Here is a 20,730-nt window from a genome sequence, read left to right as displayed (position 1 = left end):
CCGCCCTGCGGCAGATCAACACACGCCAGCGCGCATGCACCATGCGCCGATCATTCAGGCGGCCGGGCAAATACCAGAATCAGATTGTTGGCGGGCATCTCGATGACCTCAGCCAGCCGAAGGCCGACGCTCTGCGCGACGTGCTCCAGATCCTCGACATCGCGCACGCCCCATTCAGGATTACCGTCGCGCAGACTGGTGTCGAACACGGCATTGCTCACGGCCGTATGTTTGCCGCCGCGCTTGAACGGGCCATAGATAAAGAGACGTCCATCCGGCCGCAGATATCTTGCTGCGCCCGCGATCAAACCTTCGGCGACGGGCCAAGGCGCGATGTGGACGACATTCGCGCAGAACACCGCGAGCAGCGCATCCGGGCCGTTGCCGTTCTCCATCTCCGGGCACCATGCCGGATCGGTCAGATCGATCCGCAGCGGCGGTCTGACATTCGTCAATTTCGCATGGGTGCGCCAGGCGGCGATGCTTTTGAGATGAGCGTCGTTGAGGTCGCTCGGCCACCAGGTAATGTCGGGCGTTTGTCCAGCGAAGTGAATGACATGCTGGCCGGTGCCGCTGCCGACTTCCACAACGTCGCCGCAAGCCTGCTGCAGGAAAGTCGCAAGAACCCGCCAGATCGCCTCGTGGTTGCGATGGAAAGCTGCGGCATCGAGCCGGCCATCATCTTCCACGCGTCGGCCATCCCGACCGAATTCGACCACATATTCCGCCATCAGGCCCTCACTGCTGCGGGCAGTATCCCGAACTTGCCTTCACGAACAAGAGAAGAAAGAGATCGTCCAAACGCAGCCAAATGGGTTAATATTCTGACGAATACCCGATCTGAAGAAGGATCGACCACGCAGAATTGGTGCGCCTATGATCTTCCGTCAGCTGTTCGACAGTGTGTCCGGCACATATAGCTACCTGCTTGCCAGCCGCCACGGCGGCGAGGCGCTGATCCTCGATCCGGTCCTGGAAAAGGTCGATCGCTACTGTCAGTTGCTGCGCGAGCTCGACCTGAAGCTTGTGAAGGCGGTCGATACGCATCTCCATGCGGACCACGTCACCGGCCTTGCCGAACTGCGCGATCGCACCCATTGCGTCACCATCATGGGCGACCAGAGCAAGGCCGACGTCGTCGCCATGCGTGTCAGCGACGGCGACAAGGTGACGATCGAAGGCGTCGAGCTCGATGTGATGTATACGCCCGGCCACACCGATGACTCCTACAGCTATCTGATGGGCGACCGCGTCTTCACCGGCGACACGCTGCTGATCCGCGGCACCGGCCGCACCGATTTCCAGAACGGCAGCGCGCGGGCGCAATATGATTCACTGTTCAACCGCCTGCTCAAGCTGCCCGACGAGACGATGGTGTTCCCGGCGCACGACTACAAGGGCGACACCGTGAGCACCATCGGCGAAGAGAAGCGCTACAATCCGCGGCTGCAGGTGAAGTCCGTGGAGGACTACATCGAGCTAATGGGCAAGCTCAACCTGCCGAACCCGAAGCTGATGGATGTGGTGATCCCGGCCAATATGAAGGTCGGGCTGAAGCCGGACGCGCTGAAGAAGCAAGGCCTGGCGCTGTCTCCGCGAGAGGCCATTGCTCACCTCAGCGATCCCGCCATCCTGCTGGTTGACTTGCGCGAGAGCAGCGAGCGCGCCAAGCACGGCGTGCTCGCTGGCGCGCTGCATGCGCCCTACCCTTCGATATCGGACAGCCTCAAGCCCGGCGGCATGTTGCGGGAGGTCGCCACTGCCACCAAGCGCCGCATCGTGTTCTTCTGTGCCTTTGGGGAACGTTCGGCCATGGCGGTCAATGCCGCGAAGGATGCGGGGATCGACAATGCCGCACATCTGGACGGCGGCATCGATGCGTGGAAGAAAGCTGGCGGCCCGGTGTTGGCCGCATAATATAGCGAGCAAGGCGGACCAACCCGCCGCTTGACAGGGGGAGGACTACCATGGCGTCGACACGATCGGCTGTGCCAATGCTGCTGGCAATTGTGCTCGCACTCTCCCTGCAACCGGCCTCCGCACAAACCGCAGCACAGCCCCCCGCGCCAACATCTGCCGGCCCCGTCGATCCGGCGTTGATGCAAGACCTAGTAGTGGCGAACCGCGTCCTAACCGATCTCAATGTGATCGACGGTTTCGGCCATGTCAGCATGCGCCACCCGACCGATCCCAATCGCTACCTGATGGGGCGCTCCGTGGCGCCAGCGCTGGTCACGGCCGACGACATCATGGAATACGATCTCGACTCCAATCCCGTCGACGCGAAGGGACGCGCCAGCTTTCTCGAACGCTTCATCCACGGCGAAATCTACAAGGCCCGGCCCGATGTCAAAGCTGTCGTCCATACGCATTCGCCCGGGATCATCCCCTTCAGCGTCAGCAGCACGCCGCTGCGGCCGGTGTTCCACCTCGGCGCCTTCCTGTTTCCCGACGTGCCGGTGTTCGAGATCCGAGACAGCGCCGGCATGAGCAACATGCTGGTCAGCAACGCGCAGCTGGGCAAGGCGCTGGCCAGTACGCTCGGTGACCGCAGCGTGGCACTGATGCGGGGCCATGGCAGTGTCGTCGTGGCGAGCACAATTCCGATGGCAGTGTTTCGCGCCCATTACAGCAACATCAATGCGCAGCTGCAGTCGCAGGCGCTCGCGCTTGGCGGATCGGTGAGCTATCTGCTGGGCGAGGAAAGCCAGAAAACGCTGGCTGTGATCGACCAGATCCATGGCCGGGCCTGGGATCTGTGGAAGCGCGCCGCGCTGGAAAAGATGGCGCCCAAATAGCGACGCCGCATCAGGCCTCGTGAACCCGTACCTCGATGTCGTCATAGCCTTTGACGCGATAGACGATCACCGAGATCATCCAGCTCAGGATGAAAATCGCGATGATGAGATAGCCGAGCGCGCCGAAATTCTCGTTCAGCGCTTCGATGCCGTCCCAGAAGCTACCTGACAGATCGAGCTTGCGGCCAATCAGGCCGAGCGCCTCGACACCGCCGATCACCAGCGCCACGATCACCGACACCAGCGTGATGATCATGTTGTAATACAGCTTGCGGATCGGCTTCACGAAAGCCCAGCCATAGGCGCGCACCATCAAGACCGAGTCCGTTGCATCGACCAGCGACATTCCCGCCGTGAACAGTGCCGGGAATACAAGGATCGACAACATCGACATGCCATCGGCGCTCTGCGAGGCCGAAATGCCCAGCAGCGCGATTTCGGTCGCGGTGTCGAAGCCGAGACCGAACAGGATGCCGAGCGGATACATGTGCCAGCTCTTCGAGATCACGGCGAAGACCGAACGCAGCATGCGGCCGATGACGCCGCGCTGCGAAAGCAAAACATTGAGATCTTCATCGATGAATCGCTCACCGCGCTTCACTGCCTTGAACAGGCGATACACCGATACGAGAATGAAGATATTGGCCACTGCCACGATCAGCAGGAAGAAAGCCGAGACGCTCGTGCCGATCAGGCCGCCGATTTCCTTGAAGTCCGCGAATTTCTCCTGCAGTGCCGACACTGCCAGCGCCACGAAGATGGATGCTACGACGACCACAGTGGAGTGACCGAGCGAGAAAAACAGGCCCACGGACAGCGGCCGCTTGCCGGACTGCATGAGCTTGCGCGTCACATTATCGATGGCTGCAATGTGGTCGGCGTCCACAGCGTGGCGCAGGCCGAAGGTGTAGGCGAGCAGCGCGGTGCCCAGCAGCACCGGCTGGTCGCGGAAGGCGACCAGGGCCCATATCCAGGCCAGCACATTGGCAGGGATCAGAATGGCGTAGATGGCGATGATGCGGCCGCGCAGGTTGTCGGCGCCATCGTTGAACAGTGTGCGGATCATGGAGATTCTTGCAGTCCGGATTACCACCGGATTGTCTCAGGAAGGCCTGACGGACGCAACCTGGCCTCATTCGCGTCGAATTCGCCGCATTTCCGGCACAAAGCGATTAACTGCAGCGGCCAGTTAGGTGGCAGCAGGGGTGCCGCTTCCTATATCTACGTGATAAGAATGACACAGAGTTCGCTGCGCGCCGATCGCGCGGCCTAACCCGAGGCGTTGATGGACACCGAACAGGAACAGAAGACACCCGCAGAACTGAAGGAAATCCGGCTCGCCCGCAAGGCGGCGCAGGAAGCCGAAGGCGTGAAGGCGATGGCCGACATTGCGGCCGCCGATGTCGCCATCCGCAAGCGGACCGAGGAACTGCGCGCGCTTCGCCTTGCCAGGGAAGCCGAAGAACTAGCCAACCCGCCCGAACCCAAACCGAAAGCTACCAGAAAAAAGAAAACGAGCTGATGCCAACTGACGACAAAGCGACGAAATCCGAACGCGACGCCGCGGCCAAAGCGGTACTCGACAACATGGCCCGACTGAAGGCCATGCGCCTTGCCCGCGAAGCGGTATCGCCCCCCGCGCCGGCCAAGAAGAAGACCGCAACGAAATCGGGCAAGACGTCTTCGAGCAAGACATCGTCGAGCAAATCGGCGGAAAAAGCACAAGCCCTGGCAGCGTGGCTCGCCGATCAGCGCAGCGGCGGCCGCAGGACCTGACTATCGCAGGACCTGCTTTCGCAGGGTCTGATCTATCTCAGGCCGCGCTCGGCGCAGGCCATTCGATCATGGTACGGGTCTTGGTCGCAGAATCGTAGACCTGGATCTGAAGCATCTGAAACTGGTTCTTCAGCTTCATGCCGGCTTCTTCCGCGGCTTCGACCGTATCGTGATGGGATTTGAAATGGCCATCCACCACCAGTGAATAACCTTCGGTCGGCGCCCTGTCGGCGCGAATGAATTTGCGCGCCTGCGGTTCGTCGAGCTCTAACTTCGGTTTTTTCATCGTCACTCCAGAACAAGATTCGCCCGATTTCAAAGCGGGCAGGATTCGCCCCCGTTTACACGGTCATGCGGAAAAACACAGGGCAATTGCGGGATTACGGCAATATCTGCTTCAATCACGGTCAGAATGAGGTCAACACAAGCAATCCGGCGGGGAAAATGATGAGCGGACGAGTGGGCGGAGCCCGCGACGACAAACCGGCCAAGGACGACAAGCAAAAACCCGTCCCCGCGCCGCCGCGGCCTGACGACGACGAGGAAGACGGCGATATCGCCACACCGAAACGCGATCGCGACGACGAAGATGTCTAGCTGTGCGAAGGCATCGCTACATAAGACATCGGCGCGCCACGACTGACGCGCCGATAAATTTCAGATAGCGACGAGTCGTTAAGCTGCCTTGAGGCCGACATCCGGCAGCATCGGACGGTGACGCAGCGCCTTGGTCATGATTCCCTCCACTTCCGCTTTTTCATGCGGCAGCAGCGCCAGACGTGGTGGCCGGGTCAGTGCGGTACCGCGGCCCATGATGTTTTCGCACAGCTTGATGCACTGGACGAGATCCGGGCGCGCATCGAGATGCAGCAGCGGCATGAACCACTCATAGATCGCCATCGCCTCTTGGAGTCGTCCGGCCTTGGCCAGGCGGAACAGCGTCTCGCCTTCGCGTGGGAACGCGTTGGACATGCCGGACACCCAGCCGACGGCGCCCATCGCCACGCTCTCGACAATGACGTCGTCGAGGCCGGCGAACAACACGAAGCGGTCGCCGACCATATTGCGCGTGTCGATGAAGCGGCGTGTATCGCCTGACGAATCCTTGAAGCAGACGACCGTGTCGACATCGGCCAGCGTAGCGAGAATGTCGGGGGTGACATCGTTCTTGTAGATCGGCGGGTTGTTGTAGAGCATCACCGGCAGATCGGTGGCGGTGGCGACCGAACGAAAGTGGGCGGCAGTCTCGTGCGGCTTGGACGAATAGACCAAAGCAGGCATCACCATGATGCCATCGATGCCGACGCGTGCGGCTTCCTTCGCGGTATCCACGGCAAAGGCCGTGGTGAATTCGGCAATACCGCAAAGCACGGGCACGCGGCCCTTCGCGACCGACTTGGCCGCTTCCATGATCGCGATCTTTTCCTTGCGCTCCAGCGAGGTGTTCTCGCCGACGGAGCCGCAGATGATCAGGCCGGACACACCGTCGCGGATCAGGCCGTCCATGACCTTCGCGGTGGCGTCGATGTCGAGCGACAGATCGTCATGGAATTGGGTAGTGACTGCCGGGAAGACACCTTCCCAGGAAATACGGGGACTCATGGCAAAACTCCGTGTGATGCCGGCGCGCATAGCGCGCCGGTTGATGAGAACGATGGGTGGAATTGAGGATCAGATCGTCGCGCCGACCTTGCGCAGCTCGGCGAGCACAGGCGCTTTGGGCAGCCAGATCTTGTCGAATTCAGCGATGACGGCTTCGGTATCCTTGACGGCCACCTGACGCACCGGCACCGACGTGCCCTTGAAATTCTCGATCAGCGCCGGCTCACCAGCGGCCAATTCGTCGATCTGCGCATCGAGCGTCGATTTGACAGCCTTGGTGATCAGTTCCCTGTCGGCGGCGGGCAGCGACTGCCAGACGCGGCCGGATACGACGGCAGCCATCGGCATGAAGACGGCATTCATCTGCAGGATCGACTTTGACACCTTGTCGAAGCGCTGGTTCCAGGAGAATTCCAGATCGGCTTCCAGACCATCGACCTGGCCATTCGACATGGCGTCGAACACCTGCGGCGTCGGAATCGGCGTCGGTGCGGCGCCGAGCGACGAGTAGAAGTCGCGATAGACCGGCGTCGGATTGATACGCAGCTTCATGCCCTTGATATCAGCGAGCGTGTTGAGATCCTTGACCGCGAAGACCGCGCGCATGCCGGTGATGCCCCAGCCGAGGCCAATGGTGCCGGTTTCCGCAGGCAGCACGTCGAACAGTTTGACGGCCGCCGGATGACGCACGAATTTCGCCACGGCTGGCGTGGAGCGCACGATATAGGGCGCGTTGATCGCCGCGATATGCGGCACGCGCGAACCGAGTTCGGCAGCCTGGATGAAGCCCATATCGAGCGCGCCGGTCTGCAACTGCTGCATCATCGCTGCTTCGTTGCCGAGCTGGCCGGAGTGAAACACCGTCATGGTGAGACGGCCCTTGGTCTCTTCCTTGAGCTGATCGGCGAGCTTCAGCGCAGCCTTGTTCCAGGAATGGCCGTTCGGCGTGATCAGGCCGAGACGCAGCTCCTTGGCCTGCGCCAATGCGAGCGACGGCGCAAACACCGAAGCAGCTGCCGATGCGGCGAGGAAGCGACGACGTGAGATGGTCATGACGGAGGCTCCTTGATGGGTATGGGGCTTACTTGATGAGGGCGAGAGACAGATACGGATAGAGCGAGAGCAGCACCAACAGGATGCAGGAGATGAAGAAGAACGGCAGCGTCACCATGAACATCTTGCCGGGCTTGGCGCCGGTGACGGCAGCGGCGACGAAAAAGCAGAGCCCGACAGGTGGCGACAGCAGGCCTAGTACGAGATTGATCACGACGACGACGCCAAAGTGCCTAGGATCGATGTGATAGATCTCGGTGGCCACGGGAAGAAGGATCGGCACGGTCATGATCAGTCCGGGCACGCCGTCGATCACGGTACCGATCACCAAGAGGATGACATTGCAGATCAGCATGAAGCTGATCGGATCCTTGGCGACGGTCTGGATCCAGGCGGCGGTCTCCTGCGGCACCTTGCCGAAAATCAAAACCCAGGAAAACACGGCGGCCGCGGCAACGAGAAACAGCACGATCGCCGAATAAATGCCCGAGCGCAGCATCATTTGCGGCAATTGCGACCACTCGAATTCCTTGGTCCAGTATTTGCCGACAACAGCAGCGGCGACAGCGCCGACGGCAGCCGATTCTGTTGCGTTCGCCAGACCGCCGAGGATGGAGCCGACGATGACGATGGGAATCAAAAGGGTCGGCGAGGTGCGCAGGATGGTCATCACGCGCTGTTTTGGCGTCTGATATTCAGCGCGCGGATAGTTGTAGATGTAGCCCATCAGCGCGATGACGACGCAGAACATGCCGGTCAGGATTACGCCGGGAATGATACCGGCGATCAGCATGTCGCTGACCGACACCTGCGCCAGCACGCTGTAGACCACGAACATCACCGAGGGCGGAATGATCGGGCCGAGCATGCCGCCGTAGGCGGTGAGACCGGCAGCGAAGGTCTTGTCGTAGCCCTTCTTCTCCATTTCCGGCACCATGATCTGCGCCATGATCGCGACTTGTGCGGTCGCCGAGCCGAGAATGGAGGAGATGAACATGTTGGCGAGGATGTTGACGTAGGCCAGTCCACCCTTGAGCGAGCCGACAAAGGCCATCGCCATGTCGACGATGCGCTTGGTGATGCCGCCGCCATTCATAATCTCGCCGATCAGGATAAACAGCGGGATCGCGATCAGACCGTAGCTGTCGACGCCGCCGAACAGTTGCAGCGGATAGGACTGGAACAGCACCGGATTGCCGGACGCCATGATGTAGACGAAGCCGGCGAGGCAGAGACAGAGGCCGATCGGCACGCCGACCAGCATGATCACCGTGAATGCAGCGAAGGTGATCATATCAGTTCACCCCGTCGAGTTCGGAGAGCTGGAAGCCTTTCGGCGGCACCTTGGCGACGAGGCCGAGGTCCTCGAGCAGATTCGCAATGCCATGGATGGTGATCGACACCGCGAAGATCGGCAGCGTCAGATAGAGCACCCAGGTCGGCCAGTTCAGCGTCTGGGTTCGCTCGGTGTAGAGGAAATTGAAGGTCTGGCCCGCGAACTTCTTCGCGTCGAAGCCTGCTTGCGCAAGGCCGATCGGGTCCATCCAGAGCATGCAGGTGACGATCAGACCGATACCGAACACGATCACCGTGCTCGTGGCGATAATCTTGAATATCTGCTGGCTCCTGGCCGACAGGCGCTCGGTCATCATGGTGACCGCAAAATCGAGCCGCAGACGGGTCATGGCGGAGGCGCCGATGAAGGTCAGCCAGACCACCGAATACACCGCCGACTCATCGATCCAGTAGATCGGGAAGTGCGAATAGCGGGTGACGACATTCACCAGGATCAGCGCCGTCAGCAGATACATCAGGCCCATCAGAGCCAGCCGCTCGAAGGCCAGCAGCCCGGCGGACGCCACCAAGATGACCCGGCGGGCCCCGATGGCCGGGGCCGTCGACATCGTCTGGTCACTCATAAACTGCCCCCGCTGTCACGATTGTGATATGATTTTTGGATCGTATAATTTATACAATTTCCCTGTCAAACGCTGATTTGCACAAATTCGCGCCTTGAGGAGTTTTTGTGCGGCAGCGAAGACGGGACGAGATCTGAGATCAATCCGGCCGAAATCCAGAGAAAAGGCTCGATAAATCAATGAGCGCGCCGCTAAAGCACCGCACCCTGTCGGCCATGATCGCGGATCAACTCCGCCAGGCGATCCTCGACGGCACCCATCCGGCCGGCGCGCAGTTACGCCAGGACGCTTTGGGCGAGGCCTATGGCGTCAGCCGGATTCCGGTGCGGGAAGCCCTGTTTCAGCTTGAGGCCGAAGGGCTGGTGAAGATCGTCCCGCAAAAGGGCGCCATCGTTTCGGAACTGTCGCTCGACGAAATCAACGACGTGTTCGATCTCCGGGCCATCCTCGAGCCACGGATGCTGGCGGAGTCCGCGCCGCATTTCGTCGACGACGACTTCGCTGCACTCAACGACATCCAGCACCGCTTCGAGAAGGCGATTGCCGCCGGCAATATCAGCGAATGGGGACAGCTCAACGCCGATTTCCACATGGCGATGTATGTCCGGGCGCGGCAGCCGCGCACGCAGTCGATCGTGATGGCGCTGCTGCAAACCAGCGACCGCTACACGCGCATGCAACTCTCGACGACCACCGCGATGGGCATCGCTGAGAAAGAACACGCCGAACTCATCGCTCTGTGCCGCAGCCAGAAGATCGATGACGCCTGCCGTTTCCTTGAACGTCACATCGAGTCGGTGCGCGCAGACCTTCTGCGCGTCATCGGCCGCACCATTCCGAAGAGCGGCGCGACCTAGACAGACCGCGTCAACAGCAACGACTCGTTTTATGCGAGTTCCTGCTCCACAAGACCGGCGAGATAGCTCGCGCCGATCGGCAGGAGATCGTCGTTGAAATCGTAGCCGGGATTGTGAACGGGCACGCCGCCCTTGTCGGCGGTGCGCTGCCCGAACATCAGATAGGCACCACGGTTGCGTTCGAGCATGAACGCGAAATCTTCGCCGGCAAGAATTGGATTGCCTTCGCGCAGCACCTCGGTAACGCCCGGCACCGCCGCCGCCGCTTCTGCCGCGCGCACCGTCTCGTCGGCCGTGTTGATCGTGGCCGGATAGGCGTGGCGATACTCGATCTCCGCCATGCCGCCGCAGGCTTGCGCGGTCAGCGTCACCGCGCGCATGAAGAACTCCTCGACGCGTTCGCGCACCTCGGGCTTCAGCGTACGTACCGAGCCGCGCAACTCCACCGTCTCGGGCAGAACGATGTCCGAGGTACCGCCATGGATCTGGCCGATGCTGATGATGGCGGATTCCAGCGCATCGATCTGGCGCGACGGAATCGCGTTCAGCGCATTCACCACCTGCGCTGCCATCGCCACCGTATCGATACCCTGATGCGGATGCGCACCGTGCGAGGAACGGCCACGCAGCGTCACCTTGAAATAATCGATCGCCGCCAGCGCCGTGCCGGTCAGCGCCTTGACGGTGCCGAGCGGCATGTCCGGGCTGTTATGGATCGCATAGATGGAATCGCAGGGGAAACGCTCGAACAACCCGTCGTCCATCATCGCCTTGGCGCCAGCGAGCCCTTCCTCGGCCGGCTGAAAGATCAGATGCACCGTGCCGGCGAAATTGCGCGTCTCGGCAAGATATTTCGCAGCACCAAGCAACATGGTGGTGTGCCCGTCATGGCCGCACGCATGCATGCGGCCAGGATTCTGCGAGCGATATTCAACACCGTCGCCCTCCTCCATCGGCAGCGCGTCCATATCGGCCCGCAATCCGATGGCGCGGTTGCTACCGGCCGCCTGGTGACGGCCGCGGATCACACCGACGACGCCGGTACCGCCGAAGCCGCGATGCACCTCGATGCCCCACTCCGACAACCGCTCCGCTACCAGCGCGCTGGTGCGCTCCTCCTCGAAGCCAATCTCCGGATGCGCATGGAAATCCCTGCGCCATGCGGTCATTTCCGGGTGCAATTGGTCGAGACGTTCGCGCGGGGTCATATGCTCTCACCTTTGGGCTTGTCCTGCCCATAGGCTAGCCCGGTGATCTTGCCCTCGCAACCAACCGGCCGCACACGCTGCGCGCGCCACACACTTCAGCGCTCCGTGGTGACAACAAGCAGTTGGGATTAGCGGCTGCGAGATGCGCGCCACCACATGATCGACATCGTGATCGAGCGGCCTGCCTGTGAATGCTGAGCGTTCCGGAAAATGGCACGCCATTCAGAATAAGACTGCGAACCCTTATGCTGTTGAAACAGATACATAATTTCGATTGAACACCTCATGCGCTCAAATGGACAGCAGCCACTCTCGTTTGGGGAAGAAGTGTCGCGGCGCTCGCGCACTCACCATCGACAGCGCGGGGTCCTGATTATCTCGCGAGAGAGTTGGTCATCGATAACGAATTGCAGCTGTCGGATGGGAGGCCTATGCTGAGCCTATAACCACGCAGCCGCCCATCGCACGGCGAGAGTCTGCAGACAAAGACCTTACGATGGATGGCTTGCATTTTGCCCCGGAGGTCACGCCATGACCATTGCTCCCACCCTGCAAAAATACCTGGCCGCTGAAAACATCCAATACGAGGTGATCCCGCACGAACTCCGCATGACGTCGTCCGGCACGGCTGAGGCATGCCACATCTCGGGCGATCGCCTCGCCAAGGGCATCGTGTTGCGGCGCGACGGCGAATATATACTGGCCGTCTTGCCCGCATCGCATCACCTCCGCCTGTCGGACCTGAGAACATCACTCGGCGACAATGTCCACATGGCCGATGAAACCGAGATCCATCAGCTGTTCCGCGACTGCGCACACGGTGCAGTTCCTGCCGTCGGTAAATGCTACGGGCTGGATATCATCGTCGACGACAGCATCCAGGCGCAGCCGGAGGTCTATCTGGAAGCTGGCGATCACGAGACGCTGCTTCATATGGGTCACGCGCAGTTTGCGCGCCTGATGGCCAACGCCCAGCACGGGCGCTTTAGCGCGCATGACTGAGGATTAGTCCGGCGATCCGCGGCGACCGTCGCGGACCCAAATGGAAAGATCGTGCCGCTGCTTAATTGTCGATGCAGCGATGCGACGCTTCTTTACGTCTCATGCCCTGCATCGAAATCGTCTTCGAAACGCAAATGCTTGACGCTGCGCCCGCGGCGCCGCACAAGCTTCAGGGCCTCCACTCCGATCCTGATATGCCTCTCGACATAGTTCGCAGTCACCTCCTGATCCGACGCTTCGGTCTTCACACCCTCAGGAATCATTGGCTGATCGGACACGAGAAGCAGTGCGCCAGTCGAAATGTGATTGGCAAATCCCGCAGCAAAGATTGTTGCGGTCTCCATGTCGATCGCCATGCTCCGTGTACGACGCAATATATCCCTGAAGCGATCATCATGTTCCCAGACACGACGATTGGTCGTGTACACGGTGCCGGTCCAATAGTCGTGACCGAGATCGCGGATCATGGTCGACACCGCGCGTTGCAACTGGAACGCGGGCAGCGCCGGAACCTCCGGGGGCAAGTAATCATTTGAGGTGCCTTCGCCCCGAATGGCCGCAATCGGTAAAACCAAATCGCCGATTTTATTTTTGCGTTTCAACCCACCGCATTTGCCGAGAAACAATACGGCTTTCGGCGCGATGGCACTTAACAGATCCATCACGGTCGCCGCATTCGGACTTCCCATGCCGAAGTTAATCAGAGTGATACCATCGGCAGTCGCATTGGGCATCGGTCGATCTGCGCCCTTTACCAAACTGCCATACGCCGTGGCGAACCATTCGACGTAGTTGTCGAAGTTGGTCAAGAGAACATACTCTCCGAACTCAGCAAGCGGCGTGCCGGTGTAACGCGGCAACCAGTTTTCTACGATATCCTTTTTCTCTTTCATTCCCAATGATCTCGTCCGGAGATGTGCAACACCGCCGCCTGCCAAACTAGTGGATAGGACCGCTCCCTGTCCAATGAGACACGTTTGGATTATTTGGGTTCCATTAATCCACTTGCAACCGTGGATGGTCCGGGCCTTGCGTCGAATGCGCGCTGTTCAGGAGGGTGGATTGCAACAGCGGCCGCGTTTGTCCGGTCTGATCGCGCAGGAATGATGTTTTCTTCTGCGACCTCGCACGTAATTGATTGTATAGTTGGAGAACATGGAGGGAGGCGAGACATACTGCATTGCATCAATTCATCTGAACTCTAGGAACGGAGGTTCGCCATGAAAGTCAAAGAGGTGATGCACAAAGGTGTCGACTGGGTCAGCCCCGACACTCCTGTCACCGAGCTCGCGAAATTGATGCGGGGGCATGACATTGGCTGCGTTCCGGTTGGCGAGGACGACCGCCTGATCGGGATGGTGACTGACCGCGACATTGTCTGCAAAGGGCTCGCGAGGAACAGCTTCGATGCCGGCCGCGCGACGGCGCGCGATGTGATGACCGAAGGTATCCATTGTTGCCGGGAGGACGACGATCTCGCAAAGGCAATACATCACATGGAGAAACTGCGGGTCCGCAGGCTGCCGGTAATCAACAAGAGTAAACGGATGGTCGGCATCGTCAGTCTGGGCGACGTCAGCCATTCTGCGTCAGGTGATTTGTTGTCCGAATGCGTCAAGAGCGTTTCGGCCCATCACTGAAACACGGCCAGCGCTCCTCTTGCGATCCGGCGGAGGGGCGCGGCCAGTCGGCACGATCGTCGAACAGTTCGATGACAGAACTTTGCTCATCGAGCCGCGATGAAGAAGGCCGTGCCTACGCGGTCACGCCATTGTTCGGAGGCGAAGCGAGGGCGTGGATCGAAACTGCGAACTTCTTATGCCATTGAGACTGCCTGATAATATCGACGATTCTTCTCGTCTTACGCAGCCCTCACATTCGTTTCGACAACGGGCGATGGCTCGCCAATCCCGGTCGTATTGAGATTCTGCCAGGACCTCCCACATCATCTTGATAAGGGAGTCCAGGCTGTGCAGACCGTACAGGCCACTCTTGCGGCGACAGTTGCGATTGTCGCTCTGGCCGTCTCCCCCACCACGCCTGTCTCGGCGGAGGGGAGTGGAAAACTTGTGCTGACGATCGCAATCGACGGAGCGATCGGACCGGCAACCGCCAGCTACGTGAAAGACGCACTCGCCAAGGCAAGCGAACGGCGTGCCGAAGCTGTTATTCTGCGTCTGAATACGCCGGGCGGTCTCGTCACCAGCATGCGCGAGACCATCGCCGACGTGCTGGCCTCGCCCGTTCCTGTCATAGGTTATGTCGCCCCGTCGGGAGCCCATGCTGCCAGCGCCGGCACCTATATCCTCTATGCAACGCATATCGCCGCAATGGCGCCGGGCACCAATCTTGGCGCAGCGACGCCAGTGCAAATCGGCAGTCCGGTGCCAGGCCTGCCGGGCATCACCCCTGACAAAGACGGCAAGGACAAGAAAGACAGCTCCCAACAAACGGAGCCGAAGGATGCGATGATGGCGAAGGCGACAAACGACGCCGTCGCCTTTATCCGCAGCCTGGCCGAGTTACGCGGACGTAACGCCGATTGGGCCGAGAAGGCTGTCCGCGAGGCAGCCAGTCTTTCCGCCAGTGCTGCGTTGCAAGCGAGTGTCATCGATCTCATTGCGCGCGACCCGGTCGAACTGCTCAGGCAGGTCGATGGTCGCGTCGTGGAACTTCCCGGTGGCGACAGACGGCATCTGGCGACAAAGGATGCGACGATCGAGACGATCGACTCCGGATGGATCGCGCAATTTCTGTCTGTGATCACCAACCCCAACGTCGCCTTCATTCTTCTGCTGGTCGGCATCTACGGTCTGATTTTTGAATTCATGTCTCCTGGCGCCGTCGCGCCCGGCGTGGTCGGTACGATCTGTCTGTTGCTGGGCCTCTATGCCTTCAACCTGCTGCCGACCAACTATGCCGGCCTTGGGCTGATGATGTTGGGGATCGCGCTACTGATTGTCGAGGCCTTCAACCCGACCGTGGTTCTTGGCCTCGGCGGTGCCATCGCCCTGATCCTCGGTGGGTTGATGTTGTTCAGGATCGAAGCGCCCGGATACCGGCTGTCATGGACACTCGTCGGCATCGTGACGGCGATGTTCATCGGACTGCTACTCATTGTGCTCGGCTCGCTTCAGCGCGCGCGCAAAGCTCCGGCACGAGTCGGCGCGCAGGCCATGCGCGGCCTGCCCGCCGAAGTTCTCGACTGGAATGACATCGAAGGTCACGTCTTCACGCAGGGTGAGCGCTGGCGAGCCCGCGGCATGGAAACATTCAAGCCCGGAGAGACGGTCGAGATCGCCAGCATCACGGATCTGACGCTGATGGTGCGTCGCCGGCCGGCACTCAGCGCCGGTGAAGGAGGTGTGCGATGATGCTCGATTACATAGCCTATTCGCTGCTCGCGATCATCGTGATCGCCTTTCTCTCCTCCGCCATTCGCATCCTGCGTGAATACGAGCGCGGCATCGTCTTCACGCTCGGACGGTTCACCGGCGTGAAAGGTCCGGGGCTCATCATCCTTATTCCGTTCGTGCAGCAGATGGTGAAGGCCGATCTCAGGGTGATGGTGCAGGATGTGCCGCCGCAGGACGTCATTTCCCGCGATAATGTTTCCGTCAAGGTGAACGCCGTTCTCTATTTCCGCATCGTCGACCCGGAACGTGCGATCATCAAGGTCGGGAATTTCATGGCCGCGACCAGCCAGTTGGCACAGACCACGCTGCGCTCGGTGCTCGGCAAGCATGAGCTGGATGAAATGCTCGCAGAGCGCGACAAACTCAACGCCGACATTCAGGAGATCCTCGATCAGCAAACTGACGCGTGGGGCATCAAGGTCACCAACATTGAGATCAAGGATATCGACCTCAATGAGAACATGGTGCGTGCCATCGCCAAGCAGGCCGAAGCGGAGCGGCTGCGGCGGGCGAAAGTGATCAATGCGATAGGCGAGCAGCAAGCCGCTGAGAAGCTCGTCGAGGCCGGCCGGATCCTTGCTCAGGAGCCGCAGGCGATGCAGCTGCGCTATTTTGCGGCGTTGCACGACATTGCAGGCGAGCGGTCATCGACTGTGGTCTTTCCGCTGCCGATGGATCTGCTCAGCCATATGACGCCGCGGCCGGGCGGAGTACCGTGAGTTTATTTCTTGTGCTTCTGCGCCAGCTTCAGCTTGAGTCTGTCATGGGCCGAACGAACCATGGCTTGCGCTGGCTTGCTCATCACCCCAATTTACCATCAATGAGTATCCTCGGCGCGCTCGTCGACAGGCACATGTGACGGGTGTCGTGCGTCGCCGCGCCGGTTTTGCGGGCGCACATACATCGTCATCGCTTCCGGGAGCTCCGCCTTGACTTTCAGAGCGGCGACAAGCGCGTCCTCGGCGTCTACGACGACATGACCCGCCTTGCCCTTCAGCTTGAATCCAACGGTAAATTGCATCTGCGCACCACCTCGTCTTCACTAATTGTCTCGCCCGCCTACTTTCCGCCAGCGGGCGCCATCTCGGCCTTCTTTCCTGTCGACATGACATTTGGCCGGCGCGTGGCACCTCGCGGACGCGCTTCCGGTCCGCAATCAGCCCAGCGACTTGATGATCTCCCGGTAAGCTGTTTCGGGAAACGCTTTCAATGTGTGCGTTCGAATGTTTCCCAGCATGCCCAGCTGCAAATTGAATCGCGCGGCGACGGCATCGTCCGGCGCTTCGTAAACCGCGACGATGTCATAGTCGCCCATGGTCAGAAAGAACGATTTGAACTCTCCGTCCATATCCTTGAGAGCTTTCTTCGCCAAATCGAGACGACGCGGCGAGTCCTTGACGTGTTGGATACCTTGATCAGTCCAGTTTGCAAGCATGATATATGTAGTCATGAAAGTCCTCCTTGCGCACGAGACCCCCGTTCATCTTCACGCCCCAGTCTTGAAGAAAATGATCCGACTCAACAACGTGTAGTCCGATTCAAACACCATGATCCCGACAAAAACCAACAACACCAACGGCGGGAGCAGGATGGCATAGGCCAAAGCCAGACGCTCCCACGCCATGTGCATGAAGACCGCAACAATCAAGCCTGCCTTCAACATCATGAACACCACGATGAGAGACCACCTCAGATATCCCTGCAGATTAAAGTAGTCGACGAGGTAAGAGCATGTACTCAAGACAAACAGCCATCCCCAGACCACGAGATAAAGCTTGATCGGGTGCTGGTGTCCCTCGGCATGTGCTGCGGGAGTTGCATGAGGTGTTGCATGTAGCGTGACTTCAGCCATGTTTTTTCCCTCACCAAAGATAGAAAAAGGCAAAGATAAACACCCATACCAAATCGACGAAATGCCAATACAGGCCGGTGATTTCGACGATCTCGTAGTTCCCCTTCCTGCTTGTGAAAAAGCCCCGACGTTCAGTCTCGAAATCTCCGCGCCAGACCTTTCGCGCAATGATGATCAGGAAAACAACACCAATCGTTACGTGCGTTCCGTGGAATCCTGTAATCATGAAAAAGCATGAGCCGAATTGCTCTGCCCCCCACGGATTTTCCCAGGGCCTCACCCCCTCCATGATCAGCTTGGTCCATTCGAAAGCCTGCATTCCGACAAATGTCGCACCGAACGCGGCGGTCACCAGCATCAGAATCGCCGTTTTGCGGCGATCGTGGCGGTAGCCGAAATTGACGGCCATCGCCATGGTCCCGCTGCTGCTGATCAGCACGAAGGTCATGATGGCAATCAGAATGAGCGGGATGTGTTGTCCTGCAATCGTCAGAGCGAAGACTTCACTCGGGTTTGGCCAGGGCACCGTCGTGGACATGCGCGCCGTCATGTACGACAGCAGGAAGCAACCGAAGATAAAGGTATCGCTGAGGAGAAAGATCCACATCATGGCCTTTCCCCAGGATACATTCTTGAATGCCCGTTGATCCGAGGACCAGTCGGCGACAATACCTTGCCAGCCTGCGGTCGTCGTTCGGCGCTTTTCGATGTTTGTCAGCACAGTCTCTGTCATCGCATCGATGCCTTCCCTATGTCAGCAACTGGCGACAGATGGTGACGAAGTCATCCGCCCAGCCTGTCAGCAGAGCGAGCAGGATCAACCAGACCAAAAGCAGGAAATGCCAATACATCGTGCACAGTTCCACACTCAAATGCAGGCGCGGGATTTCAACACCACGCCATGCCTTGACGATGGTTCTGCCCAGAGCGACGAGACCGCCGAGCAGGTGCAGTCCATGGACTGCGGTGATCAGATAGAAGAAGGCGTTGGCAGGATTGGCCGCCAGAAAGTAGCCCCCGGTGTTGAGCTGCTGCCACACCAGCAACTGACCTATCAGGAAAACAACGGCGGAAAGGCCGCTTGCAAGCAGGCCGATCAGCACATTTTCGCTGTCGTCGCGATGTACGGAAACCTGCGCCCATTGCAGTGCGCCGCTGCTCACGATCAGAACACCGGTGTTGAACCACAGCAACCCGGGCACGGGCAGCGACCGCCAGTCGATCAGTTGCATGCGCATGGAGTAAGCGCTGACGAAGAGCGCAAACAACGACCCGACGACCGCGAGAAACACACCCAAACCTATTTTCGCCGCCGGCAACGACATCGAACTTCCGCCGGGAAAATCGCCGACCGCCCCCTCCTCCAGCCAGGGCTTGGCCGCAAGCCGTTGCTGCGAGAGCCACCATCCCGCAATGGCCGCTATTCCAGCCATGAACAGGACGATGGCCGTCATGGATGCGCTCCCTTCGGCGTCGAGCTGGCCGGCGGTTCATTCTGGGGGATGAAATCCCGTGCTGCGCCGGGCACGCTATAATCATAAGCCCAGCGATAGACGACCGGGAGTTCCTTGCCCCAGTTGCCATGTGCCGGCGGCGTCTGCGGCGTTTGCCACTCGAGCGTGGTCGCGTTCCACGGATTGCCGCCGGCGTCCTCGCCCTTGGACAGGCTCCGGATCATGTTGAACACAAATACGAGCTGGGCAAAGCCGACGATGAGCGCAGCGATACTCATGAATGCATTCAGGTCATGGGCCGACGCCGGGACGAATGCCGTCCCACCGATGTCGTGATAGCGGCGCGGCACACCCAGCAGCCCGAGATAATGCATGGGGAAGAAGATCGCGTAAGCTCCAAGGAACGTGACCCAGAAATGGAAGCGCCCCAGCGTCTCGTTCAGCATCCGTCCCGTCACTTTCGGATACCAGTGATAGATCGCACCAAACACGACCATGATCGGCGCAACCCCCATGACCATGTGAAAATGGGCGACCACGAACATGGTATCGGACAACGGAACGTCCACGACGACGTTGCCGAGGAACAGGCCAGTCAGGCCGCCATTGACGAACGTGATAATGAATGCGAGCGCGAACAGCATCGGAACGGTGAGGTGAATGTCGCCACGCCACAGGGTCAGGATCCAGTTGTAAACCTTGATCGCCGTGGGGATCGCGATGATGAGGGTCGTTGTTGCGAAGAAAAATCCGAACTTCGGATTCATGCCACTGACATACATGTGGTGCGCCCACACCACGAAGCTCATCGCTCCGATGCCGACAATCGCCCACACCATCATGCGATAACCGAAAATATTCTTTCGAGCATGAGTACTGATGAGGTCAGAGACAATGCCAAAAGCAGGTAACGCAACGATATAGACTTCGGGGTGGCCGAAAAACCAGAACAGGTGCTGGAACAGCAGCGGACTGCCACCGCCGTACTTCCCCAGCTGCCCCATCTCCACGAGCGTTGGCATGAAGAAGCTGGTGCCAAGAAGCCGATCGAACAGCATCATCACCGAGGCGACGAACAAGGCTGGAAATGCGAGCAACGCCATCACGGTCGCTGTAAAAATGCCCCACACCGTCAAAGGCAGCCGCATCAGCGTCATTCCGCGCGTGCGACCCTGCAGCACCGTCACGACGTAATTCAAGCCGCCCATGGTGAAGCCGATAATGAACAGGATCAGCGACACCAGCATCATGATGATGCCTGCTTCCTGTCCGGGGCTTCCGGAAAGAATGGCCTGCGGCGGATACAGCGTCCAACCAGCGCCGGTCGGCCCACCCGGTACAAAGAAGGTCGCAACCAGCACCAGCACGGCAAGCAGATAGATCCAGTAGCTCAGCATGTTCGCATAGGGGAACACCATGTCGCGAGCACCGACCATCAGCGGGATGAGATAATTCCCGAAGCCTCCGAGAAACAGCGCCGTGAGAAGGTAGATCACCATGATCATGCCATGCATGGTGATGAACTGAAGATACTGGCTCGGATCGATAAACGAAAACGTTCCGGGGAATCCGAGCTGCAGCCGCATCAGCCACGACAGCACCAGCGCGACCATACCGATGGCCATTGCTGTAATCGCATACTGGACCGCAATGATCTTGGCATCTTGCGAGAAGACATATCGCGTCCACCAACTTCGTGGGTGATAGAGATCGACCTCCCCCACTTCGGCCGGCGGAATTCCTGCGAGTACGTCAGACGGGACATCAACCATTAAAATGTCCTCCCGGATTTA

At 59.6% G+C, this 20,730-nt stretch carries 25 protein-coding genes; 10 read left to right on the top strand and 15 right to left on the bottom strand.

Going from position 1 to position 20,730, the window contains the following annotated elements; genetic code table 11:
• Positions 1–50: 50 nt before the first annotated feature.
• Positions 51–731, bottom strand: coding sequence for a DUF938 domain-containing protein (locus AB7828_RS24825; protein ID WP_441231437.1), 681 nt, complete (start codon positions 729–731; stop codon positions 51–53).
• A 145-nt stretch (positions 732–876) separates the two neighbouring features.
• Here AB7828_RS24825 and AB7828_RS24820 point away from each other — a divergent pair, with 145 nt between their 5' ends.
• Positions 877–1,917, top strand: coding sequence for an MBL fold metallo-hydrolase (locus AB7828_RS24820; RefSeq protein WP_441231436.1), 1,041 nt, complete (start codon positions 877–879; stop codon positions 1,915–1,917).
• 50 nt (positions 1,918–1,967) lie between these two features.
• Positions 1,968–2,798 carry a class II aldolase/adducin family protein gene (locus AB7828_RS24815; protein ID WP_441231435.1) on the top strand — a complete coding sequence of 277 codons (831 nt, stop codon included), beginning with the start codon at positions 1,968–1,970 and terminating at the stop codon, positions 2,796–2,798.
• 10 nt (positions 2,799–2,808) lie between these two features.
• Here AB7828_RS24815 and AB7828_RS24810 read toward each other — a convergent pair whose 3' ends face one another.
• Positions 2,809–3,864 carry a HoxN/HupN/NixA family nickel/cobalt transporter gene (locus tag AB7828_RS24810; protein ID WP_441231434.1) on the bottom strand — a complete coding sequence of 352 codons (1,056 nt, stop codon included), beginning with the start codon at positions 3,862–3,864 and terminating at the stop codon, positions 2,809–2,811.
• Between the two features lie 219 nt (positions 3,865–4,083).
• Here AB7828_RS24810 and AB7828_RS24805 point away from each other — a divergent pair, with 219 nt between their 5' ends.
• Together AB7828_RS24805 and AB7828_RS24800 are read left to right on the top strand one after the other, a co-directional pair.
• Positions 4,084–4,320: a hypothetical protein gene (locus tag AB7828_RS24805; RefSeq protein WP_068732887.1), complete on the top strand. Its 237-nt coding sequence runs from the start codon at positions 4,084–4,086 to the stop codon at positions 4,318–4,320.
• Complete coding sequence (locus AB7828_RS24800; protein ID WP_089262737.1) at positions 4,320–4,574, top strand: hypothetical protein; 255 nt, start codon at positions 4,320–4,322, stop codon at positions 4,572–4,574. Before AB7828_RS24805 ends, AB7828_RS24800 begins: the two co-directional genes overlap by 1 nt.
• Positions 4,575–4,611: 37 nt before the next feature.
• Here the strand turns inward: AB7828_RS24800 and AB7828_RS24795 are convergent, their stop codons facing one another.
• The gene (locus tag AB7828_RS24795; protein WP_068732883.1) at positions 4,612–4,860 is read right to left on the bottom strand and encodes a hypothetical protein; all 249 of its coding nucleotides are present in this window, start codon (positions 4,858–4,860) and stop codon (positions 4,612–4,614) included.
• Between the two features lie 161 nt (positions 4,861–5,021).
• Here AB7828_RS24795 and AB7828_RS24790 point away from each other — a divergent pair, with 161 nt between their 5' ends.
• The gene (locus tag AB7828_RS24790; RefSeq protein ID WP_176454452.1) at positions 5,022–5,171 is read left to right on the top strand and encodes a hypothetical protein; all 150 of its coding nucleotides are present in this window, start codon (positions 5,022–5,024) and stop codon (positions 5,169–5,171) included.
• Between the two features lie 78 nt (positions 5,172–5,249).
• On the opposite strand, the gene AB7828_RS24785 is transcribed toward AB7828_RS24790, so the two are convergent.
• From AB7828_RS24785 to AB7828_RS24770, 4 genes are all read right to left on the bottom strand, one after another.
• Positions 5,250–6,176, bottom strand: coding sequence for a dihydrodipicolinate synthase family protein (locus AB7828_RS24785; RefSeq protein ID WP_068733701.1), 927 nt, complete (start codon positions 6,174–6,176; stop codon positions 5,250–5,252).
• A gap of 69 nt (positions 6,177–6,245) precedes the next feature.
• Complete coding sequence (locus AB7828_RS24780) at positions 6,246–7,229, bottom strand: TRAP transporter substrate-binding protein (protein WP_441231433.1); 984 nt, start codon at positions 7,227–7,229, stop codon at positions 6,246–6,248.
• A 28-nt stretch (positions 7,230–7,257) separates the two neighbouring features.
• Positions 7,258–8,523 (bottom strand): TRAP transporter large permease, encoded by a 1,266-nt coding sequence (locus tag AB7828_RS24775; RefSeq protein ID WP_089262743.1) that lies wholly within the window; start codon positions 8,521–8,523, stop codon positions 7,258–7,260.
• 1 nt (position 8,524) lies between these two features.
• The gene (locus AB7828_RS24770; protein ID WP_441231432.1) at positions 8,525–9,148 is read right to left on the bottom strand and encodes a TRAP transporter small permease; all 624 of its coding nucleotides are present in this window, start codon (positions 9,146–9,148) and stop codon (positions 8,525–8,527) included.
• A gap of 179 nt (positions 9,149–9,327) precedes the next feature.
• On the opposite strand from AB7828_RS24770, the gene AB7828_RS24765 reads away from it, so the two are divergent.
• Complete coding sequence (locus tag AB7828_RS24765; protein WP_441231431.1) at positions 9,328–10,005, top strand: GntR family transcriptional regulator; 678 nt, start codon at positions 9,328–9,330, stop codon at positions 10,003–10,005.
• A gap of 29 nt (positions 10,006–10,034) precedes the next feature.
• Here the strand turns inward: AB7828_RS24765 and AB7828_RS24760 are convergent, their stop codons facing one another.
• Positions 10,035–11,213, bottom strand: a complete 1,179-nt coding sequence (locus AB7828_RS24760; protein WP_441231430.1) for a M20 aminoacylase family protein — start codon at positions 11,211–11,213, stop codon at positions 10,035–10,037.
• Between the two features lie 531 nt (positions 11,214–11,744).
• Here AB7828_RS24760 and AB7828_RS24755 point away from each other — a divergent pair.
• Complete coding sequence (locus AB7828_RS24755) at positions 11,745–12,215, top strand: aminoacyl-tRNA deacylase (protein WP_089262750.1); 471 nt, start codon at positions 11,745–11,747, stop codon at positions 12,213–12,215.
• A 92-nt stretch (positions 12,216–12,307) separates the two neighbouring features.
• Here the strand turns inward: AB7828_RS24755 and AB7828_RS24750 are convergent, their stop codons facing one another.
• Positions 12,308–13,108, bottom strand: coding sequence for an AMP nucleosidase (locus AB7828_RS24750; protein ID WP_089262752.1), 801 nt, complete (start codon positions 13,106–13,108; stop codon positions 12,308–12,310).
• Positions 13,109–13,435: 327 nt separating this feature from the next.
• Between AB7828_RS24750 and AB7828_RS24745 the strand changes: the two genes are divergently transcribed.
• The 3 genes from AB7828_RS24745 to AB7828_RS24735 all read left to right on the top strand — a co-directional run bounded on the left by AB7828_RS24745 (position 13,436) and on the right by AB7828_RS24735 (position 16,350).
• Complete coding sequence (locus tag AB7828_RS24745) at positions 13,436–13,855, top strand: CBS domain-containing protein (RefSeq protein ID WP_120288271.1); 420 nt, start codon at positions 13,436–13,438, stop codon at positions 13,853–13,855.
• Positions 13,856–14,185: 330 nt separating this feature from the next.
• On the top strand, positions 14,186–15,589 hold the full coding sequence (locus AB7828_RS24740) for an NfeD family protein (protein ID WP_231078248.1): 1,404 nt from the start codon (positions 14,186–14,188) through the stop codon (positions 15,587–15,589).
• Entirely contained in the window at positions 15,586–16,350 is a 765-nt protein-coding gene (locus AB7828_RS24735) for a slipin family protein (RefSeq protein WP_093759775.1), read from the top strand. Before AB7828_RS24740 ends, AB7828_RS24735 begins: the two co-directional genes overlap by 4 nt.
• A gap of 98 nt (positions 16,351–16,448) precedes the next feature.
• On the opposite strand, the gene AB7828_RS24730 is transcribed toward AB7828_RS24735, so the two are convergent.
• From AB7828_RS24730 to AB7828_RS24705, 6 genes are all read right to left on the bottom strand, one after another.
• Complete coding sequence (locus AB7828_RS24730; RefSeq protein ID WP_089262760.1) at positions 16,449–16,652, bottom strand: hypothetical protein; 204 nt, start codon at positions 16,650–16,652, stop codon at positions 16,449–16,451.
• 135 nt (positions 16,653–16,787) lie between these two features.
• Positions 16,788–17,081: a GYD domain-containing protein gene (locus AB7828_RS24725; protein WP_120288269.1), complete on the bottom strand. Its 294-nt coding sequence runs from the start codon at positions 17,079–17,081 to the stop codon at positions 16,788–16,790.
• Positions 17,082–17,117: 36 nt separating this feature from the next.
• The gene (locus tag AB7828_RS24720; protein WP_089262764.1) at positions 17,118–17,483 is read right to left on the bottom strand and encodes a cytochrome C oxidase subunit IV family protein; all 366 of its coding nucleotides are present in this window, start codon (positions 17,481–17,483) and stop codon (positions 17,118–17,120) included.
• Between the two features lie 10 nt (positions 17,484–17,493).
• Positions 17,494–18,216, bottom strand: a complete 723-nt coding sequence (locus AB7828_RS24715) for a heme-copper oxidase subunit III family protein (RefSeq protein ID WP_441231429.1) — start codon at positions 18,214–18,216, stop codon at positions 17,494–17,496.
• A 16-nt stretch (positions 18,217–18,232) separates the two neighbouring features.
• Positions 18,233–18,937 carry a cytochrome c oxidase subunit 3 gene (locus tag AB7828_RS24710; protein ID WP_441231428.1) on the bottom strand — a complete coding sequence of 235 codons (705 nt, stop codon included), beginning with the start codon at positions 18,935–18,937 and terminating at the stop codon, positions 18,233–18,235.
• On the bottom strand, positions 18,934–20,709 hold the full coding sequence (locus tag AB7828_RS24705; protein ID WP_441231427.1) for a cbb3-type cytochrome c oxidase subunit I: 1,776 nt from the start codon (positions 20,707–20,709) through the stop codon (positions 18,934–18,936). The genes AB7828_RS24710 and AB7828_RS24705 overlap by 4 nt, the downstream gene beginning before the upstream one ends.
• Between the last annotated feature and the right edge of the window lie 21 nt (positions 20,710–20,730).

It is taken from the genome of Tardiphaga sp. 215_C5_N2_1, assembly GCF_052076055.1.
GTDB classification, from domain to species: domain Bacteria; phylum Pseudomonadota; class Alphaproteobacteria; order Rhizobiales; family Xanthobacteraceae; genus Tardiphaga; species Tardiphaga robiniae.
The sequence above is the reverse complement of the archived record's forward strand: the minus strand, read 5'-3'. Positions and strand labels throughout refer to the sequence as shown.

Bases quoted from the DNA above. Each gene is read 5' to 3' on its own strand.
- AB7828_RS24825 (WP_441231437.1), bottom strand. From the start codon at position 731: ATGGCGGAATATGTGGTCGAATTCGGTCGGGATGGCCGACGCGTGGAA.
- AB7828_RS24820 (WP_441231436.1), top strand. From the start codon at position 877: ATGATCTTCCGTCAGCTGTTCGACAGTGTGTCCGGCACATATAGCTAC.
- AB7828_RS24815 (WP_441231435.1), top strand. From the start codon at position 1,968: ATGGCGTCGACACGATCGGCTGTGCCAATGCTGCTGGCAATTGTGCTC.
- AB7828_RS24810 (WP_441231434.1), bottom strand. From the start codon at position 3,864: ATGATCCGCACACTGTTCAACGATGGCGCCGACAACCTGCGCGGCCGC.
- AB7828_RS24805 (WP_068732887.1), top strand. From the start codon at position 4,084: ATGGACACCGAACAGGAACAGAAGACACCCGCAGAACTGAAGGAAATC.
- AB7828_RS24800 (WP_089262737.1), top strand. From the start codon at position 4,320: ATGCCAACTGACGACAAAGCGACGAAATCCGAACGCGACGCCGCGGCC.
- AB7828_RS24795 (WP_068732883.1), bottom strand. From the start codon at position 4,860: ATGAAAAAACCGAAGTTAGAGCTCGACGAACCGCAGGCGCGCAAATTC.
- AB7828_RS24790 (WP_176454452.1), top strand. From the start codon at position 5,022: ATGAGCGGACGAGTGGGCGGAGCCCGCGACGACAAACCGGCCAAGGAC.
- AB7828_RS24785 (WP_068733701.1), bottom strand. From the start codon at position 6,176: ATGAGTCCCCGTATTTCCTGGGAAGGTGTCTTCCCGGCAGTCACTACC.
- AB7828_RS24780 (WP_441231433.1), bottom strand. From the start codon at position 7,229: ATGACCATCTCACGTCGTCGCTTCCTCGCCGCATCGGCAGCTGCTTCG.
- AB7828_RS24775 (WP_089262743.1), bottom strand. From the start codon at position 8,523: ATGATCACCTTCGCTGCATTCACGGTGATCATGCTGGTCGGCGTGCCG.
- AB7828_RS24770 (WP_441231432.1), bottom strand. From the start codon at position 9,148: ATGAGTGACCAGACGATGTCGACGGCCCCGGCCATCGGGGCCCGCCGG.
- AB7828_RS24765 (WP_441231431.1), top strand. From the start codon at position 9,328: ATGAGCGCGCCGCTAAAGCACCGCACCCTGTCGGCCATGATCGCGGAT.
- AB7828_RS24760 (WP_441231430.1), bottom strand. From the start codon at position 11,213: ATGACCCCGCGCGAACGTCTCGACCAATTGCACCCGGAAATGACCGCA.
- AB7828_RS24755 (WP_089262750.1), top strand. From the start codon at position 11,745: ATGACCATTGCTCCCACCCTGCAAAAATACCTGGCCGCTGAAAACATC.
- AB7828_RS24750 (WP_089262752.1), bottom strand. From the start codon at position 13,108: ATGAAAGAGAAAAAGGATATCGTAGAAAACTGGTTGCCGCGTTACACC.
- AB7828_RS24745 (WP_120288271.1), top strand. From the start codon at position 13,436: ATGAAAGTCAAAGAGGTGATGCACAAAGGTGTCGACTGGGTCAGCCCC.
- AB7828_RS24735 (WP_093759775.1), top strand. From the start codon at position 15,586: ATGATGCTCGATTACATAGCCTATTCGCTGCTCGCGATCATCGTGATC.
- AB7828_RS24730 (WP_089262760.1), bottom strand. From the start codon at position 16,652: ATGCAATTTACCGTTGGATTCAAGCTGAAGGGCAAGGCGGGTCATGTC.
- AB7828_RS24725 (WP_120288269.1), bottom strand. From the start codon at position 17,081: ATGACTACATATATCATGCTTGCAAACTGGACTGATCAAGGTATCCAA.
- AB7828_RS24720 (WP_089262764.1), bottom strand. From the start codon at position 17,483: ATGGCTGAAGTCACGCTACATGCAACACCTCATGCAACTCCCGCAGCA.
- AB7828_RS24715 (WP_441231429.1), bottom strand. From the start codon at position 18,216: ATGACAGAGACTGTGCTGACAAACATCGAAAAGCGCCGAACGACGACC.
- AB7828_RS24710 (WP_441231428.1), bottom strand. From the start codon at position 18,937: ATGACGGCCATCGTCCTGTTCATGGCTGGAATAGCGGCCATTGCGGGA.
- AB7828_RS24705 (WP_441231427.1), bottom strand. From the start codon at position 20,709: ATGGTTGATGTCCCGTCTGACGTACTCGCAGGAATTCCGCCGGCCGAA.